This window comes from Dyadobacter crusticola DSM 16708, from assembly GCF_000701505.1.
GTDB classification, from domain to species: Bacteria; Bacteroidota; Bacteroidia; order Cytophagales; family Spirosomataceae; genus Dyadobacter; species Dyadobacter crusticola.
The window spans coordinates 484,152-502,981 of sequence record NZ_JNJB01000005.1; the positions used below are offsets into that span (position 1 = coordinate 484,152).

Sequence of the window (18,830 nt, forward strand, 5' to 3'; positions counted from 1 at the left end):
TATTATGGTTAAGAGAGATGATTTGTAGAGAGTAGGTAGTAAAATTATGCACTGGGAATTACATCACAAAAAATCCTCAGCAAAATTTGAAAATATTTTGCAAATTAATTCTACGTGAATTGTAACCGGTTGATAACGTTCTGGTTATTTAGCGGAGTGAAAGTAGATCGCAACCTGAGCAGGCGCATCAAGCGAAATCCCGTTTTGCTTCGCCGGTGTCCAGGGCGGACCGTTGCGAACAATGTCGATCGCAGATTGTTGAAGAGATAGTTTACCCGTGGCTTTGATGTCAGTTAGCGTCCCGTCGGATTTCACCATGAAACTTACAATAACCGTCTCATTACCCTCGTGGTGCGGCGTATTTTGCCGGATATAGGAAAGATAGTCCTGCCAGCCAGCTTGCGGCTGCGGCTTTCCGTCTGACTGCGCGTCAAACTGCTCGTTCAGAACACCATCTGAAACCAGGCGGGAAGAAGAACGGCTGACTTTGGCAGGAGCCGATTTTTTAAACAACTGAATGGATGACGGCGGAGCCACGAATGCAGAAGGGACAGGCTCCGCAACAGCAACGCGCGCGCCAACCGGCAGAGAATCAGCCAGTATATCCTGCATAACCGGAGGAGCAGCCGCAATATTTAGCTCAGGCTCCGCAGCAGCATTTACAGGAAGTGGCCGCGCTGATTTCTGCTTTTTCGGCAACAGAGGAGCTGGCGCTACTGGCGCTGATTTCTGCTCCGGCGCAGTTTCCTTCGCTTTCACAATGGGCTGTTCAATGAGCGTGGGAGTCTGGCCGACTTCTTCGACAGTCCTCGTTTGTGAAAAAACAATCCAGAAAACTCCGGCCGTGATCAAAATTGCCGCAGCGGATGCGTAACTCCACAAGTAAGCTTCACGCGATTTATTGCGGGCTAGTCTTTCTGCCAGCTTGTCTGCAAGCGCGTTGCTGATCATTTCGGCTTCGGCAGCAGTCGGGCTTAATAGTAGGAAACCCTCGTAAGCTTCTGCGAATGCAGGATTGCTCAGGAGTCTTTTTTCAAATGCATGCTGCTCCTCGAAAGACATGGTGCCGCTTTGGTAGCGCTCAAAATCTTTCAGGTTAATGGGGGAACGTTGGTCAAACTCAGCCATTTCTTTCCATACAAATTTTCAGGTTCCGCTTCCCGTTCTGGATATAGCTTTTCACCTTTTCTAAACCAAACCCCGTTTCCGAGGCAATTTCCCGGTAACACTTACTCTCAATGTAAAACAGGGTCACCGCCAGCTTTTGCTCGGACGACAAGATGGAGAGACATTTGTCGAGTGACTGCATCTGTTTTTGCGAAAAAATCTCTGCCTCTCCGGTGTCAACTATCGCCAGCAGCTCCACAGCCTCTTCCACACTCCCGTCCATTGAAACAAACACCTGTGCAGACCTCAGCTGCATTAAGCAGAAATTCCGGGCTACTGAATGCAGCCAGCTGCTGAAATGCTGCACTTCATGTACCCGCAGGTCTTTCACAAGCTTCTCGAAAATCTGCATGACTGCATCTTTCGCGCGGCTCTCATCTTTGAGGTATTTATAACAAATCCCAAAAACAGTTTCCATATAAGGTTCATACAACGCGCCCAGAAACCCCAGCTCACCAGACTGGCGATAGGCTTCCAGCAGTTCCGCCTCATTGCGCGGAGCTTTATACTTTTGGGTAAATACCTTTAAAAACCTCACATGTGTATGCTTGAAGAAAAACCCATTCAACTAACAGCTGGATGCGCGACGGAAAGCTTTTCCATAAAATTGTTCAGAAATTTTATGGAAAAGCTTTCCGTCGCGCATCCAGTCAATAAACTTAAACTTTATTCACCATGAAAGGAAAGATCGTAATACTCCTTGCATTATTCCTGAGCGCGTTCGCTGTGCTGCCGGATAGGATAATTAATGGAAAGGTAACTTTCAATAATCAGCCGGTCGCCGGCGCCCTGATTTCCATGGAAGGGAGCAAAGCTACTTCCACAACAGACCAGCAGGGAGAGTTCACCATTTCAGTTCCGCATTTTACCAAAATCCTGAAAGTAACAGCCGCAGGATTTAAAGCACAACAAATAGCCTTAACCTCTGCTTCTTTCCTGAATATAGTTCTGGAAAAACCAGCATTTGATCTGAAAAAGGAGCCACGACTCGTCGGTACTTACGAGCAGGCGCCTAAAAAAGTCACTAATCAGTTTGCAGGAATGTCCGCTCCCGCCCCGGCAGCTTACTCCATGAGACAGAGTAGCCCATTGTTTGACCAATTAACCGTATCTTACAAGGCAATTGATGAAAATGGCTTCCAGGTAACTAGTCAGCAGGCAGTTACCACATTCGCGGCAGATGTGGATCGCGCATCATACAGTAACATTCGCCGCTATCTTAATCAGGGCAGCCTCCCGCCGGCAGATGCAGTGCGGATTGAGGAAATGATCAATTACTTTGATTATAACTACCCGCAACCGAAAGGTGACGCTCCCATTGCACTTACTACCGAGCTGACCGACTCCCCCTGGAACACGGGGCTCAAACTGCTGCACATAGGAATGCAGGCGAAAAAGGTATCTGTCGAAAATTTGCCGCCTTCAAACCTGGTTTTCCTTGTGGACGTATCAGGCTCGATGAATGCTGAAAATAAATTGCCGCTGGTGAAAGAGGCGCTCAAACTACTGGTAAACCAGCTGCGGGAGCAAGACAAAATTTCCATTGTCGCTTACGCAGGTGCCGCGGGGATTATCTTACCTCCTACCCCCGGAAATGAGAAGTCGAAGATCAAAGCTGCACTTGAAAAGCTCGAAGCCGGCGGCTCGACTGCCGGTGGTGAAGGGATTGAACTCGCTTATGATCTGGCCGCCGAGCATTTCATCACGAAAGGCAACAATAGGGTTATCCTGGCCACTGACGGCGATTTCAATGTAGGTATTTCAACTGAGGCAGGCTTGCAGCGGCTGATTGAACAAAAAAGAAAAAGCGGCATTTACCTCAGCGTAATGGGATTCGGAATGGGCAACTACAAGGATAACGTGGCCGAAACGCTGGCCGACAAGGGGAATGGAAATTACGCTTACATCGACAATATACAGGAAGCCAGAAAGGAATTTGTACATGAGTTTGGCGGCACCTTGTTCACTGTCGCCAAAGACGTGAAAATTCAGATCGAGTTCAACCCGGCGCATGTGCAGGCTTACCGGCTGATCGGCTATGAAAACAGGGCGCTGAAAAACGAAGAATTTCACGACGACAAGAAAGATGCAGGAGAAATGGGATCGGGACACATCGTCACTGCGATTTACGAGCTAATTCCGGCGGGCTTCAAGAGTAGCTACTTGCCGAAGACCGATCCGCTCAAATATCAGAAAAACAACATTTCAGCTGATGGAAAAACAGACGAGCTGCTCACAATCAAAGTACGCTATAAAGAACCAGACAGTGAGAAAAGTAAGCTGTTCGATCTGCCCGTAGGCAACAGCTCCCGTCCATTTGCCAGCTGTTCAGAAAACCTCCGCTTTTCAGCGGCAGTTGCCGAGTTCGGATTACTGCTCAGAGATTCTGAGTTTAAAGGCGAAGCTTCCTATGCAGACGTGATCAGTAAGGCGCAAAATGCATCGGGCAAAGACAATGAAGGCTATCGTACTGAATTCGTGCAGCTTGTGAAAACCGCCCGGTCACTTCAAGATACCAGAGAGACTGCAAGCAGGAAGTAATAAAACAAAAAGAGAGTCCTGCGAGGGCTCTCTTTTCACTTATTTGCTTGCTTTAAATTTCAATGCAATTTTGGTGAGATTGGGATAATCGTAAGCTGTGCTTTGGGTTTTCATGATGAACGAGCTTTCACTTACATCTCCCGGAGCGATCGTCCAGTCGCTTGGTGATGGTGGCGCGCCGGGAGAGCCTACAGTGATTTTACTTTCATTCAACTTCCATTGCAGCTGAAAAGGCCTGGATTCTCCCTTGAAAACTCCTTCGAAATTTCCGTCTTTTCGGATCTCCACAATCTCCATATAGCGTTGAAAATCGATCCCGCCAAATTGCTGCGTCATTTTTCCATTCTCAAATGTCACTGCATCATTCACTCTGATCTCATCTATTTTCCACCTGGGTGCAGCAGTCAGATACGCCGCAGCTTCTTTCGGATCTCCTGCCGTTTGACTGCAGGAAGTTATCGCGACAAGGAGCGCGCACAGCGACAATAACAATGGAAAAGCAGCAGTTTTCACTTAACAAAAAAGAATATTGGCCCACAAAGTAAGAGGTATGTGGGCCAAAAACTAATCGCGGTTATACAATTGCGCCAGCTCTGCCAGAAACTGCTGGTCTTTTTCGCCATACTGGTCCGGCAGTAACCGCCATGCCCAGTTGTCGTCATTAGAACCCGGCACGTTCATCTTCGCACTTTCGTCGAGATTAAGTACATCCTGCATAGGCAGTATCGCAATCTTAGCAACGGACTGATAAATCAACCTCGCCATTTCCGCGTAAGCATTCTCTTCGGTTACTTCCTTGCCCGTATAGCGTTCCAGCCTCGCCTTCACGCCTTCGTCGGCTGACTGCTTAAACCAGCCGCGGGTTGTATTATTATCATGGGTACCTGTGTACGCGATGAAGTTGAATGCATAATTATGCGGGATGTGATCCGACTGCGGCATGTTTTCGTCGAATGCAAATTGAAGGACTTTCATGCCCGGCAATGCAAACTGGTCGCGGAGCTTGTAAACTTCCGGTCCGATCTCGCCCAGGTCCTCGGCGATAAATGGCAGCTTACCCAATGCAGACTGGATCTTTTCAAAAAAGGCTGCGTCCGGCCCCAGCTTCCATTTACCATTGATGGCGGTTTTCTCATCGCCAGGAACCTCCCAATAATCCGCAAAAGCACGGAAGTGATCAAGACGTACCAGGTCAAAAAGCTCGACATTCTTTTTCAGACGGTCAATCCACCACTGGTAACCCTGCTGCTCAACAACTTCCCAGTTGAAAACAGGCATTCCCCAAAGTTGTCCATCGTCAGAAAAAGCGTCAGGCGGCACACCTGCAACACCTGTGATCTTTCCGGATTTATCAATGCAGAACAGCTCTTTGTTCGCCCAAACATCCGCAGAATCATAGCTTACATAAAAAGGAATATCACCCAGGAGCTTAATTTCCAGATTACTGCAATACTCGCGCAGATTTTTCCATTGTTTGTCAAAAATGAACTGTTGCCATTTCACAAACTCAATGAGCTCCGATTTCGTATTTTCAATTTCTTTGATCGCAGCTTCGTCTCGCATCTTAAACTGGTCTTCCCACTCGTGCCAGGGTGCACCGTCGTGTTGTGTTTTTAGCACAATGTAGGTGGCAAAATCCTGCAACCACTCAGCGTTCTGGTCGCAGAAGTCGTTGTAAGACTGCTGGTCACCTGCTTTGTCTTGCTGCTTGTAAGCTGCAAAAGCTTTTTCCAGGATTTCGGTTTTAATGCGGTTTGCTTCTTCGTAATCGACTTTGTCAGATGGATCCACCTGAAACTCAGCCAGCGTTTCGGCATCGAGCAAACCTTCATTTACCAGCAGCTCGGGACTGATCAGCAGCGGATTTCCCGCCCGGCTCGACACCGCGCTGTAAGGCGAGTTAGCTTGCGAAGGCTCGGTGGGGTTCAGCGGCAACAATTGCCAGATCCGCTGGTTGCTCTTGTTCAGAAAGTCGGCGAATGCAAATGCCTGCGGGCCGAGGTCGCCTATCCCAAAAGGAGAAGGCAGTGAAGTGATGTGCAGCAAAACACCTGCTTTACGCTCATTATCAGGTTTCGAACCTTTCAGTAATCCGAAAGGCAATTTTTCAAACAGATCTGATGGTACCAGTTTGCCCTGCCACTCACCTTTTTGCTTTGTCAAAACGTCCATCCATTCCGGGGCAAGTCCGTCAGGCAGCACGACGCTCGTATCCTTCCAGTCAATGTCAAAGAATGACGTTTGCTGCTCCTTGCACAGCGCGGCAATGTGCATTGGAATCACTACCACGTAGTAGTCTTTCTTATGCTTCCGGGCAAAAGCCATTAAATGGTTCTTGTATTCACCCCGGGTTTTTAATGGAATGTACTGACCTTCGGTGAAGATATGTGCTTCATTCTTACGCAAATGGAAGAGCTCCGAAGTAAGCCACAGCTTAATTTTCGCGGTGTACCTTTCGTCCCAGAGCTTTTCGAGCAGGCGGTCGGATTCATAATCTTCCAGTTCTTTCAGCCATTTGATGCGTTTGTCAAAATCCGGTGCGCGGCGGTTGTCGGGATCCACCAGCGAAAAGTCCCAAAGCTCGCATCCCTGGTACACATCGGGAATCCCTGGCAACGTAAATTTAAGCAGTACCTGCGCCAGTGAGTTGATCACTCCGTAATCTGCTATATCACCCAGGAAACCCTGGAAGTCTTTGTAAAATGCGCTATCGTGTTTCAGCAATGCAGCCGCAAAATCCTTTGCTTTCTGCTCATATTCCTCATCAGGCTCAGACCAGGAAGAATTCACTTTTCCTTCACGCAAAGCTTTTTGCAGGTACTCGGCAAGACGATTGGAAAAATCATCCTCGTCCTCGCCCGGCATGGGGTGCGCACCTGTGATAGTTTGGTAAATTAGGTATTCATCGTTCGCGTCCGGCCCTTTGCCACCTTCCCTGAGATCGGCTGTCAGCTCGCGCCATTGCTCCACCTTTTCAAGCCAGCCTTCGGCCAGGTCTGTCAGCACATTCAGTCTTGCGCGCACATCCTCTCCGCGCTTGGTATCGTGCGTGGAAGTCGCATTCAATGCAAGCGGCCATTTCTGTTGGCGCTTGGTCATATAGCTGTGAAAATCCTTCACGGTCACACCAAAGCGGTCGGGAAAATCACCTACCTCGTTGTGTGCGATGAAGCGATTGTTGGTATACATCAATGTATCCTCCCCTCCTTTCGCCATCAGCGGACCCGAGAACTGCATGCAGCGCTGGTAAAATTCGAGCGCGCGTCCGTTATATTCCTCATCTTCCTGTTCACCCGGCTTTTCAATCAGGCATTTGGAAAACAGTTCAGCAGCATCGGACAAATCGGGGTGGTATTCCAGTACCTCGTCGATGATCGACTTCACGGCTGCATTCTCCGACTCGGAAAGTGGCATCTGGTTGCCGTAATAGCGGTACACCGGACAATGCACCAGGAATTCACCTATGAGTTTTTTCAAATTCTCTTTGCCCGCAGCTTCCAGTTCGTCGTTGGTTGCAAGTTCCAGTTCGGTGAACAGGTGATAGAGGTTTTCAAGCTCCCCGCCCATGTGTCCGTACAGTATCTCAGATTTTTTGCTCAAAAGCTGATCGTGCACAGGCTTGTCGGACGACACCAGCTTCTGATAGAATCCATCGAAGATTTCCTCAGCAGCAGGATTTGACAAAAGGTTATTGATCATCGCAAGAAACTCGTAGCCCGTTGTTCCCTGGATCGGCCATTGCTCTGGGAGATCTTCATCTTTTTCCAGGATCTTTTCAGCGATAATGTACGTATCCTCTCCTACTGCACTCCTGAGTTTAGCCAGGTATGAATCGGGATCGAAAAGCCCGTCGATATGGTCAATACGCAGCCCCTGAAACACTCCCTCTTTTACAAGTTCTTTTGTCAGCCTGTGGTATTCGTCAAAAACCTCGTCGTTTTGCATGTTGAGACAGATCAGCCCATTGACTGTAAAAAACCGGCGGAAGTTGATCTGTTCTTCGGTTTTCTGCCAGTGGCAAAGCACGTAGGTTTGCAGGTCGGCTACCTCGGTAAGCAGCTCTTTGCTCGCATTGAAATGCGCCAGAGTTTCGTCAATGTACTTTTTGATCTGCTCATTTTTGTATAAAGAGGCAAGCTGCAACATCAGTTCGTTCCATCTTTCAGAAAAGACATTTGCATCTTCCACTTCATGGATATCTTTCAGCTGCGTCACAAATTGCTGTACAGACTGCGGCTGGTCACTCTCCGAAACGGAAAGAATGCGCTGGTAGGATCTCAGGTTCAATGGGAAAGCGCCGCCGGAAAATTCGAGCATCAGCCTGTTGTTGGTATAAACAAGCTTTAACTCCCCGCTTTCAATCACTTCTGCAAGATCGTTTGCCAAAAACGGCACCATAATGCGCCCCTTAAACAGGCGGTTGTTCCAGGCAATGTCAAAAAAGGAGGCATAGCGCGACTGTGTTCCCTTTTCGAGAACATCCATCAGCCACGGGTTATCGGAATGGAACGCCATGTGATTGGGCACGATATCCTGCAACCAGCCGATATTGCCTTCGTGAAGTTTGGCGCTGATTGCTTTCAGCTGGTCCAGCGTGCCGAGTTCAGGGTCAATGTATGCCGGGTTTACCCCGTCATATCCATGTGTGCTCCCCGGGGTCGATTCCAGAATGGGCGAAGCATAGATAGTACCAACTCCCAGTTTCCGGAAATAGGGAATCAGTTTTTCAAAATCCTTAAATGTGAATGTATGGTTGAATTGTATGCGGTAGGTAGATGCAGGATGATTCATAAAATGCTGTTTTGGATCTGACCCTGCCCTTTAAATATTATGCCAGACAATTTTCAGCACAGCGTCGCATCAGGCTTGCAGCAGTGATCTCAGCAAAACCAGATCGAGCGGCTTCGGCAGCAGCTTGATAATAAACGGGTTATTATCAGCTTCGGCAAAATCGTTGGGGTCAACTGTGGATGAAATCATGAACAGCCTGATACGGCTTCTTACCGCATCCGGCAACAGCCCGTAATGCGCGGCGAATTCAAATCCATTCCGCCCTGGCATTTGCAGATCGAGCAGGATGACAGTCTCTGGCATTTCATGACTCTGCTTGACCAGGTACTCTTCCGCCAGCTCAGCCGAACTGAATGTCAGCACACTGGTAGCCAGTCCGCTTTTTAGCAGCAGCTTTTCCTGTGTGAACAGGTCGAATACGCTATCATCAATTAATATGAATTCCATGCATGCAGGGAAATTTGAGTCATTGCCAAGCCTTCCGCCGGAGGTTAGGAACAATAAATGTAGAAAAATAAATTTTTGTTTTACATTTAAGTGTAATTGTAGAATTAGTTAACAAAAGAGACCAATGTACAATTTCTAACTCCTATCCCTTCTCTGAAATGTTCGCATAATTCTCATTTGGTGCTGATTGCTAATGAAACTACCTCTACTGCTTTGTTTTATACTCACGCTTGCGTTCTCTGATTCCAGCGCCCAAGCCCGAAACCGTCCGTTTCGGCACCTCACGACCAACCAGGGACTTTCGCAAAATAATGTGAACAGCATTGTAATGGACAGGCGGGGCTTCATGTGGTTTGGCACACAGGATGGGCTGAATATGTACGATGGATACAGGTTTACCGTTTACCGCCACGATCCCCAGAACCCGAAAAGCATCTCGCACAGCTATATTACCGCATTGTTTGAGGATAATAAAGGAAAGCTTTGGATTGGTACCAACGACGGCGGACTGAATGTATATAACTACCAGCAGGATAGCTTCACTAAGTTCAGGCACGATCCCGCGAACCCGAAAAGTCTGGGCAATGATAAAATTACCTCCATTGCGCAGGATCGGTCGGGCCGTATCTGGATCGGGACGGGGGGCGGCCTGAGCTCCTATGATCCTGCCGCAAAGCAGTTTTCAGTTTACAAGCACAATCTCGCCGATCCGCAATCGATCAGCCAGGACCATGTCAGAAGTGTGCTGGTGGACGGCGAAGGGATGGTTTGGGCGGGTACGTTGTCGGAAGGCTTGAACAGACTTGATCCGAAAACCGGGAAATTCACGCGCTACAAGCACAATCCCGCAGACAAAGCCTCACTCGGACCGGGCGAGATCAACAGCCTTTACGAAGACAGGAACCAGTATCTCTGGATAGCTACCGAGGGCGGCGGGCTGAACATGCTCGACAGGTTGAATGGAATTTTTAAAAAAATCCGCAACGATCCTGCCCGTCCCACAAGCATTTCGCATAACGATATCATGTCTTTTGAAGAAGATATGGCCGGTCGACTGTGGATAGGTACTCGGAACGGTGGTATCAACATCCTAGAAAAAGACGGAACCTTCACGAAACATGAATTCAGCAAGGCCAATGTGGAAGGTATCAACAATGGGTCCATTTACTCGATGTTTTGTGACAAAAACGGCACGATGTGGATCGGGACTTTCAGCGGAGGCGTAAACATACTAGACCACGAGCCGCTGAAATTTAACCGGTTCAGAAGCAGCGCCGCGATACAGGAAGGATTGAACAACGACAATGTGCTCTCGCTTACCGAAGACCTGAACGGGCAGATGTGGCTGGGTACCGATGGCGGCGGCGTGAATGTAATGAACCCGGAAACTGGGAGTTTCAAACACTATTTACACATACCTGGAAACAGCGCATCGGTAGCCAGCAACTTCATCACCTCGGTAATCCGGGACATGGAAGGAAAGATCTGGGTCGGGAATTACAAAGGCGGACTAAGTTTTTTTAACAATGGTACAGGAAAGTTTGTCAACCTGAATAACAACCCTAAACTCAAACCGATCACGGCGAACATTTATTCGATGATCGACGATGGAAAGGGGCACATCTGGATCGGCAGCTCCGACGGACTGCTGCGTTTCAGCAAGTCGGATTATTCTTACATCACCTTCAAAAATGATCCGCGCAACCCCGGCAGCATTGGAAATAACGTGGTGGCGTCTGTGTACATGGACAAAATGGGCCAGCTCTGGCTAGGCACCGAAGGAGGCGGCCTGAACCTTTACAATGAAAAGTCAAACAGCTTTACCCGTTTTTTACATAATCCAAAAGACCGCAAAACGATCAGCAATAACCTTGTTAACTGTACGGTTGAAGACAGCAAGGGCAATTTGTGGGTTGGTACCAATGGCGGCATTAACGTTTTTGATAAAAGGACAAAAAGCTTTACATCTTACACCCAGCGCGACGGCCTTCCAAGCGACCTGATCTGGGGCATTCTGGAAGATGAACATGGAATGATGTGGATCAGTACGAATAATGGTTTGTCGAGATTTGATCCGGCTACCCGGACTATCCGCAACTTCGATATCAGTGACGGATTGCAGGGAACTTCTTTCAACAGAATGGCAAGCTACCGTGACAAGAGCGGGAAAATGTATTTCGGCGGGCAAACCGGACTTAATATTTTTCATCCCGACAGCATTCGGTACAATAAATTCATCCCGCCGGTTTACGTCACAGATTTCCAGATCTTCAATCAGTCGGTTAGTGTGAGCGACAGTACTGCGCTTTCGAAACACATTACCCAGACAAGGGAAATCACTGTTTCGTATGAAGACCTGATGCTTTCATTCGAATTTTCAGCCCTGAACTTCACATTACCCAGGAAGAACAGGTATGCCTATAAGCTCGAAGGTTTTGATAAAGACTGGATTTATTCAAACACAACACGCAAAGCCACTTACACCAACCTTGACCCCGGTGATTACCTGTTCCGAGTGAAAGCTTCCAATAATGATGGGGTCTGGAATGAGACAGGTACTTCGATCCGGCTGCATATCATTCCGCCCTTCTGGCAGACCTGGTGGTTCCGTGTTTTCGGATTGCTGGCTATTGCAGGCTGCATTTACCTGTTTTACCAGACCAGAGTAAAGGTGATCAAAAATCAGAAGCAGGTTTTGCAGCGTAAGGTGTTTCAGCGAACCAAAGAGGTTATACGCCAAAAACAGGCCCTGGAAGAGCAGGCAACCAGTCTGCACCAGCTCAATGAACATTTACAGCAAAAGAACATTCGAGAGCTTCAAGCGCGGAAGGAAGCCGAGAAAGCAAACCAGGCGAAAAGTGTGTTTTTGGCTACAATGAGCCACGAAATCCGCACACCTATGAACGGGATTCTCGGAATGGCGGTATTGCTTTCGCAAACAGAAATGACGGAGGAACAGTCCGAGTATACCCAGACAATCATCAGTTGCGGCGACGGGTTGCTGACCGTGATCAACGACATTCTGGACTTCTCGAAAATCGAGTCTGGTAACATGGAGCTCGAACACAAATCTTTCGACCTGCACGATTGCATTGAGGAGGTACTCGGGATCTTTGCCGGGAAAGCTGCTGATCTCGGGCTGGACCTGGTGTACCAGATCGATCCGGCTATACCTTCCCAAATTGTCGGCGACAATCTCAGGTTGAGGCAAATACTGATCAATCTGGTCAGTAATGCTGTCAAGTTCACGCATAAAGGCGAGATCCTGGTAAATGTAACAAGGGAGAACCCGGGGCAACACACTTCCGAAATCCAGTTGAAATTTCAGGTACGGGATACCGGGATCGGGATTGAACATGAAAAGCTGGACCTGCTTTTCAAAGCTTTCTCCCAAGTGGACTCGTCGCATAGCCGTAAGTATGGCGGTACCGGACTGGGGTTGGTAATCAGCCAGCGCCTGACCGAACTGATGGGCGGCAAGATATATGCAGAAAGTGACCCCGGAAAAGGCACGAGCTTCTTTTTCACCATAAAAACCACAGCGGGGAATGCTACCGGCGAGCTTTCCGAAGAAACCGATGGAAGTGAAAATGCAGGCAAGCAGGTATTGGTTGTGGATGATAATAAAACCAACCTCCGCATCATTGAAGCGCAGCTTAAATACTGGAAACTGACTCCAGTACTGGCGTCGTCGGGAGAAGATGCACTTTCCAAGCTGAATGCCGAACACAAGATCGAGCTGGTCATTACCGACCGGAATATGCCAGGTATGAGCGGCGTGGAGCTGGCCCAGCAAATCAGAGCCAAGTACCCCGAGTTGCCAATTGTACTGCTTACGTCGATGGGCGACGAGACGCGCAAGAATTATCCCGGAATATTCCATTCCGTTTTGACTAAACCCGTAAAACACCAGAAGCTGGGCGAAGTAGTAAGAAAGCAGCTTTCAAGACAAGTGTTACCCCCTGACCCAAAAGCTGCTGCACCAAATGCACTCGCCACCAGCTTCGCCTCTGAGTTCCCGCTCAAAATCCTGATGGCAGAGGATAATGCGATTAATGAGAAGCTGTTCGTAACGGTACTATCCAAGCTTGGCTACATTCCCGTGGTGACCAGGAATGGGAAAGAGGCTGCTGCAGAAGCAGCCCGCAACGCTTACGACCTGATTTTCATGGATATTCAAATGCCCGAAATGGACGGGCTTCAAGCTACCGGCGTGATCCGCAGGTCACCCGGCCCTCAACCTTATATTATTGCAATGACCGCGAATGCAATGCAGGAAGACAGGCAGATTTGCCTGTCAGCGGGAATGGACGATTATATAGCCAAGCCGTTGCGATATGAGGAAATAAAATCTGCATTACAACGTGTTTACCAGCAGCGCTACACGGTTTCCGACCTGAGCTGATCTATTTGATCGATTTGTAGGTTAAAACTTTCATTTTCAATTTCGTATACGTGCACAATGTTCGTCAAACGTATACTTTTGCCTGGAAGGGTTTGTAAAAAACCATTTCTGCAGGCATGATTTTGATTGCTTGATAGTCCATTCGGCAAAATGAAAAACTAAAAAACAGATCGATGAGCAACCAGGACGGAAGAAAACGCGTGGTAATCACCAATGTTAGTCCCCAAGTTGAGGCTGGTAAATACCCGGCAAGACGTGCCATAGGTGAAAGCATTGATTTTTCGGCTGATGTGTTTGGTGACGGTCACGATGTGGTGGCTGCCGCTGTGATTTACAAGCACGAAACCGAGGAAAACTGGAATGAAGTCCTGATGCAGTTCACGGGCAATGACCACTGGGAAGCAACCTGGTCTCCCGATAAAGAGGGCATTTACCAATACAGGTTTACAGGTTGGATAGATCATTTTACAACCTGGAAAAAAGGATTGGTTAAAAAATACGACGCTCGCCAGGATATAGCTGTTGAAATCCAGATCGGTGTAGAACTGCTCGAAGAAGCCAGTTTACTGACTGAAAGCCAATACGCAGCGTCATTCAAGCAATGGATTGATTTCTTCAATAACAGCACTGACCAGCAGGCGGCAGTTGACCTGGCTATCAGCGACGAACTAGCTGCGGCAATGTCGCGGATCAGGTACACCGACCGCATTACTGTTTTTGACAAAACCTTTCAGCTCGAAATAGAAAGAAAGAAAGCTGCTTTCAGTAGCTGGTACGAGCTTTTCCCAAGATCAACCTCGCCGGATCCTGAACGTCACGGAACTTTTAAAGACGTGACAAGGCTGCTCCCGAAAGTAGCTAAAATGGGTTTTGATACGTTATACTTCCCTCCTATTCACCCGATTGGTGAAATGAAGAGAAAGGGAAAGAATAACTCGCTGGTCCCATCTGAGACCGACCCGGGCTCTCCCTGGGCTATTGGTAACAGGCTCGGCGGTCACAAAGCAGTACACCCGGAACTGGGAGAAGTGGAGGATTTTGTGGAACTGGTTACAGAGGCCAAAAAGCTGGGTATAGAGATCGCAATGGACATTGCGTATCAATGCGCTCCCGACCATCCCTATGTGAAAGAACATCCACAATGGTTTAAATGGCGCCCGGACGGAACAGTCCAATACGCAGAAAACCCTCCGAAAAGGTATGAAGATATCCTACCATTTGACTTCGAAACCCAAGACTGGCAGAATCTCTGGCAGGAGCTCAAAAGCGTTCTTGATTTCTGGATTGAAAAGGGTGTAAATGTGTTCCGCATTGACAATCCGCATACAAAGGCATTTGGTTTCTGGGAGTGGGTGATTGGTGAGGTTCGCAAGGAAAATCCGCAGATTATCTTCCTGGCAGAGGCATTTACGCGGCCGAGGGTGATGGAGCGGCTGGCTAAGATCGGCTTCAATCAATCCTACACCTATTTTACCTGGCGGAACAGCAAAGGGGAAATAGAGCAGTACCTGAATGAACTGACTAAAACTGACCAGCAGTATTACTTCCGGCCTAATTTCTGGCCTAATACCCCGGATATCCTGCCGCACCACCTTGTCGAGGGCGGAGAGAATGCGCACATCACGCGGTTTATCCTGGCCGCTACACTTTCCTCAAATTATGGATTATACGGCCCGGTTTACGAATATGGCGTTAATACACCGCATCCGGGGAAAGAAGAGTATACAGATAATGAGAAGTATGAGATCAAGCATTGGGACTGGGACAGATATAGCCGCACCCGCGAGATTATCACGAGGGTTAATAAAATAAGAAAGGAAAACCCTGCGCTTCAAACCACCTGGAATATCAATTTCGCCGAAACCAACAATGATATGGTGATCTGCTATACCAAAGTGGATCCATTAAGCAATAATCTGCTGATCATTGCGGTGAACCTTGACTTCTTCAACACACAGGGAGCTAATATCAAGGTACCGCTGCACAAGCTGGGCATGCATTGGGAGCAAAGTTACCGCGTTCGCGATATGCTCAGTGGAGAGTTGTACGATTGGCATGGAGAGTACAATTACGTACAAATGAACCCTTACGAGATGCCGGCACACATTTTTAAAATCGAACCACTCAATTGAGATAACCATGGAATATAAGAACGGAGTGCTTGAAAAGAATTTGCATTGGTATAAGGATGCAATCATTTACGAGCTGCACATCAAAGCCTTCAAAGACGGGAATTGCGACGGTATCGGTGATTTCAAGGGCTTAATGGAACAGCTTGATTATCTTCAGGATTTGGGTGTGACGGCAATATGGCTGCTCCCTTTTTATCCCTCGCCGCTCCGCGACGACGGATATGATATAGCTGATTATTACAGCATTAATCCCTCCTATGGGGACATTGAAGAATTCCAGGCATTCCTGAAAGAGGCACACAAACGCGGTTTAAAAGTAATTACGGAGCTCGTAATCAATCATACTTCCGACCAGCACCCCTGGTTTCAGCGCGCACGGAAAGCACCGAAGGGTTCAGACGAGCGGAATTTCTACGTCTGGACCGATAATCCGAAGCAGTTTAAAGACGCGAGGATCATCTTTCAGGATTATGAAAAGTCAAACTGGACCTGGGACAGCGAGGCGGAGCAATACTACTGGCACCGCTTCTTCCATCACCAGCCGGATCTGAACTACGACAGCGTTCAGGTACAGGAGGAAATCTTTAAAATCATCGATTACTGGTGTGCAATGGGCGTTGACGGGTTCCGCCTGGATGCAGTGCCCTACCTTTTTGAGCGGGATGGTACCAATTGTGAAAACCTGCCCGAAACACATGAGTACCTCAAAAGGTTGCGGAAGTATGTTGATGACCGGCACCCTGGCACTTTGTTGCTTGCGGAAGCTAATATGTGGCCGGAAGATTCCGCTGCTTATTTCGGCGATGGCGACGAATGCCAGATGAACTACCACTTCCCGATTATGCCGCGGATGTTTATGTCGCTGCAAATGGAGGACAGGTACCCTATTACAGATATTTTCGATCAAACTCCGGCAATCCCAGACAATTGTCAATGGGGTATTTTCCTCAGAAACCACGATGAGCTCACGCTCGAAATGGTGACTGATGAAGAGCGCGACTATATGTATAAAGTGTACGTAAAGGATCCCAAAGCGCGCATTAACCTTGGAATCCGACACCGGTTGGCTCCTTTAATGGAAAATAACCGTAAAAAGATCGAGCTGCTGAACTCACTGCTCTTCACATTTCCGGGAACGCCCATTATCTATTATGGGGACGAAATCGGGATGGGAGATAACTTTTACCTGGGCGACCGTGACGGCGTAAGAACGCCAATGCAATGGAGCCCCGATCGCAATGCAGGATTCTCGCAAGCAAACCCGCAACGTCTTTACCTGCCAACTATTCTTGATCCGCAATACCATTACGAGGCAGTGAATGTGGAGCTGCAATCGCGCAACTCGTCCTCACTGCTCTGGTGGATGAAAAAAGCGATAAGCACCCGCAAAAAGTACAAGGCATTCAGCCGTGGTGATATTCACTTCCTGAATTCTGAGAATTCAAAGGTACTTGCATTTACAAGGACATTCGAAGATGAGACAATGCTGGTCATCGCCAACTTGTCGCGTTTCCCGCAACCTGTTGAACTGGATCTGGATCAGTATAAAGGTTTCCAGCCTGTTGAAATTTACAGCAAGAATAAATTCCCGTCTGTAAAGGATAACACCCCGTACTTCTTTACGCTTGAAGCTTACGCTTGTCAGTGTTTCGTTTTGCAAAAAACACACCCTGAACTCGACGAAGTACGTGAGCTTCCATTGCTGCAGCTTGACAAATGGAGCGACCTCGTTGAACCGGAGGTTGTGGATATGCTGGAAAACACATTCCTGCCTTCGTATCTGATGAAAATGCGTTGGTTTGGGGGAAAAGGAAAAGGACTGGACAGCGTAAAGATTGTTTCACACGCCGCTATGCCGCTGGGAGATAATCCGCCTGCTTACATCCTGCTCCTGGAAATGACTTATCAGAACGACCTGCCTGAAATGTACCAGCTTCCGCTGGCATTCGGCAAAGAGCCTTTCTCCTACAAAGTGAAAGAGGATTGTCCACAGGCAGTTGTGGCACGCATCGCGATTCAAGGCGAGGAAGAAGGTGTTTTGTTCGATGCGATGTACGGTCTCGAAATGCAGCAGGCGTTGATCACCAACATGGCCAAAAATGAGAAGATCCAAGCTAAAAACAGCGAGATCCACTTTACAGGCAATGCAAATTTGGCGGCACACATCGAGGAAACCGAACGTGTAAAACCTCGGGTTCTTTCTGGCGAGCAAAGTAATACGTCCGTTACTTATGATGGAAAATATTTCTTCAAGCTTTACAGGAAAGTGGACCGAGCGATCAACCCTGATGTTGAAATCACGCAGCATTTAACCAATAAAGCACATTTTCCAAATATTCCCGCGTTTGTCGGAGCCATTGAGTGGAAACACAGAGAAGGTTCGATGGTGCTGGGTATGATGCAGGAAATGGTTATGAATGCGACGGACGCCTGGGCCAATATGCTTGACCGGTTGGATAGCTTCAATGAAAAAATCCTGTTGGGAGATGCAGTTGAGCTGCCAGAAATGCGTGGAACGCTCACAGAGCCGATTGGATACGAGGATATACCCGACGAGTTAAAAACGTTGCTGGATGTACCTGTTGCTGAACAGGTTGCATTACTTGGTGTAAGAACAGCGGAAATGCATCTGGCACTGGCGTCAGACAAATCATCGGAGGATTTCAAGCCCGAAGATTTCTCTCTTCACTACCAGAGATCGGTGTACTCTTCGCTGCAATCGCTGGTAAGAGTTGCATTCCAGAGTCTTAGCCGCAATTCGAAAAAGCTTTCGCCCGAGGTGAAAGAAGAGGCTGACAAGGTGCTGCAAATGAAAGATGAGATTTTGGCAGAACTGAAAAAGGTGTACTCGCACAAGATAGATACATCCAAGATCAGGATTCACGGCGATTATCACCTAGGCCAGGTACTGTTTACCGGAAAAGACTTCGTAATTCTTGATTTCGAAGGCGAACCCGCGAGAAGTTACAGCGAACGACGGTTAAAACGGTCTGCGCTGCGCGACGTTGCGGGAATGTTGAGATCTTTCCATTATGCCGCCTATGGTAGTCTGTTCCTGGATAACCAGATCAGGAAAGAAGACGTTGGAAAACTGATCCCGTATGTGGAGCAGTGGTACCATTACATGAGCGGATTTTTCATGAAAGCCTATCTGGAAACGGTTAAAGATAACCCGATCATACCTTCGAACAAACAGGATCTGGATATTCTGATACAGACTTTCCTGTTGCAAAAGGCAATTTACGAGCTCAATTATGAAGTTAACAACCGGCCATCTTGGGTAATGGTACCTCTGAGAGGAATCAAGTCCATTATGAAGAAAATTGATCCGGTGATTGTATAAACAA

9 protein-coding genes are annotated in these 18,830 nt (G+C 48.0%); 4 read left to right on the plus strand and 5 right to left on the minus strand.

Going from position 1 to position 18,830, the window contains the following annotated elements; all coding sequences use genetic code 11:
- Positions 1–144: 144 nt before the first annotated feature.
- Complete coding sequence (locus Q369_RS0108340) at positions 145–1,128, minus strand: energy transducer TonB (RefSeq protein ID WP_031527349.1); 984 nt, start codon at positions 1,126–1,128, stop codon at positions 145–147.
- On the minus strand, positions 1,121–1,705 hold the full coding sequence (locus tag Q369_RS0108345) for an RNA polymerase sigma factor (RefSeq protein ID WP_031527350.1): 585 nt from the start codon (positions 1,703–1,705) through the stop codon (positions 1,121–1,123). Before Q369_RS0108345 ends, Q369_RS0108340 begins: the two co-directional genes overlap by 8 nt.
- Before the next feature lie 137 nt (positions 1,706–1,842).
- On the opposite strand from Q369_RS0108345, the gene Q369_RS0108350 reads away from it, so the two are divergent.
- Entirely contained in the window at positions 1,843–3,708 is a 1,866-nt protein-coding gene (locus Q369_RS0108350) for a YfbK domain-containing protein (protein WP_031527351.1), read from the plus strand.
- Positions 3,709–3,747: 39 nt separating this feature from the next.
- Here Q369_RS0108350 and Q369_RS0108355 read toward each other — a convergent pair whose 3' ends face one another.
- The 3 genes from Q369_RS0108355 to Q369_RS0108365 all read right to left on the minus strand — a co-directional run bounded on the left by Q369_RS0108355 (position 3,748) and on the right by Q369_RS0108365 (position 8,946).
- A complete protein-coding gene (locus Q369_RS0108355) occupies positions 3,748–4,221 on the minus strand; it encodes a hypothetical protein (RefSeq protein ID WP_229206772.1) in 474 nt (157 codons plus the stop codon).
- Between the two features lie 51 nt (positions 4,222–4,272).
- Positions 4,273–8,499 carry a malto-oligosyltrehalose synthase gene (treY, locus tag Q369_RS0108360; RefSeq protein WP_031527353.1) on the minus strand — a complete coding sequence of 1,409 codons (4,227 nt, stop codon included), beginning with the start codon at positions 8,497–8,499 and terminating at the stop codon, positions 4,273–4,275.
- A gap of 69 nt (positions 8,500–8,568) precedes the next feature.
- A complete protein-coding gene (locus Q369_RS0108365) occupies positions 8,569–8,946 on the minus strand; it encodes a response regulator (protein WP_031527354.1) in 378 nt (125 codons plus the stop codon).
- Between the two features lie 193 nt (positions 8,947–9,139).
- Here Q369_RS0108365 and Q369_RS0108370 point away from each other — a divergent pair, with 193 nt between their 5' ends.
- From Q369_RS0108370 to treS, 3 genes are all read left to right on the plus strand, one after another.
- Complete coding sequence (locus tag Q369_RS0108370) at positions 9,140–13,351, plus strand: hybrid sensor histidine kinase/response regulator (protein WP_031527355.1); 4,212 nt, start codon at positions 9,140–9,142, stop codon at positions 13,349–13,351.
- Positions 13,352–13,524: 173 nt separating this feature from the next.
- Positions 13,525–15,483, plus strand: coding sequence for an alpha-1,4-glucan--maltose-1-phosphate maltosyltransferase (locus tag Q369_RS0108380; protein WP_031527356.1), 1,959 nt, complete (start codon positions 13,525–13,527; stop codon positions 15,481–15,483).
- Between the two features lie 7 nt (positions 15,484–15,490).
- Positions 15,491–18,826, plus strand: coding sequence for a maltose alpha-D-glucosyltransferase (gene treS, locus Q369_RS0108385; RefSeq protein WP_031527357.1), 3,336 nt, complete (start codon positions 15,491–15,493; stop codon positions 18,824–18,826).
- Positions 18,827–18,830 lie beyond the last annotated feature (4 nt).

Bases quoted from the DNA above. Each gene is read 5' to 3' on its own strand.
- Q369_RS0108340 (WP_031527349.1), bottom strand. From the start codon at position 1,128: ATGGCTGAGTTTGACCAACGTTCCCCCATTAACCTGAAAGATTTTGAG.
- Q369_RS0108350 (WP_031527351.1), top strand. From the start codon at position 1,843: ATGAAAGGAAAGATCGTAATACTCCTTGCATTATTCCTGAGCGCGTTC.
- treY (WP_031527353.1), bottom strand. From the start codon at position 8,499: ATGAATCATCCTGCATCTACCTACCGCATACAATTCAACCATACATTC.
- Q369_RS0108365 (WP_031527354.1), bottom strand. From the start codon at position 8,946: ATGGAATTCATATTAATTGATGATAGCGTATTCGACCTGTTCACACAG.
- Q369_RS0108370 (WP_031527355.1), top strand. From the start codon at position 9,140: ATGAAACTACCTCTACTGCTTTGTTTTATACTCACGCTTGCGTTCTCT.
- Q369_RS0108380 (WP_031527356.1), top strand. From the start codon at position 13,525: ATGAGCAACCAGGACGGAAGAAAACGCGTGGTAATCACCAATGTTAGT.
- treS (WP_031527357.1), top strand. From the start codon at position 15,491: ATGGAATATAAGAACGGAGTGCTTGAAAAGAATTTGCATTGGTATAAG.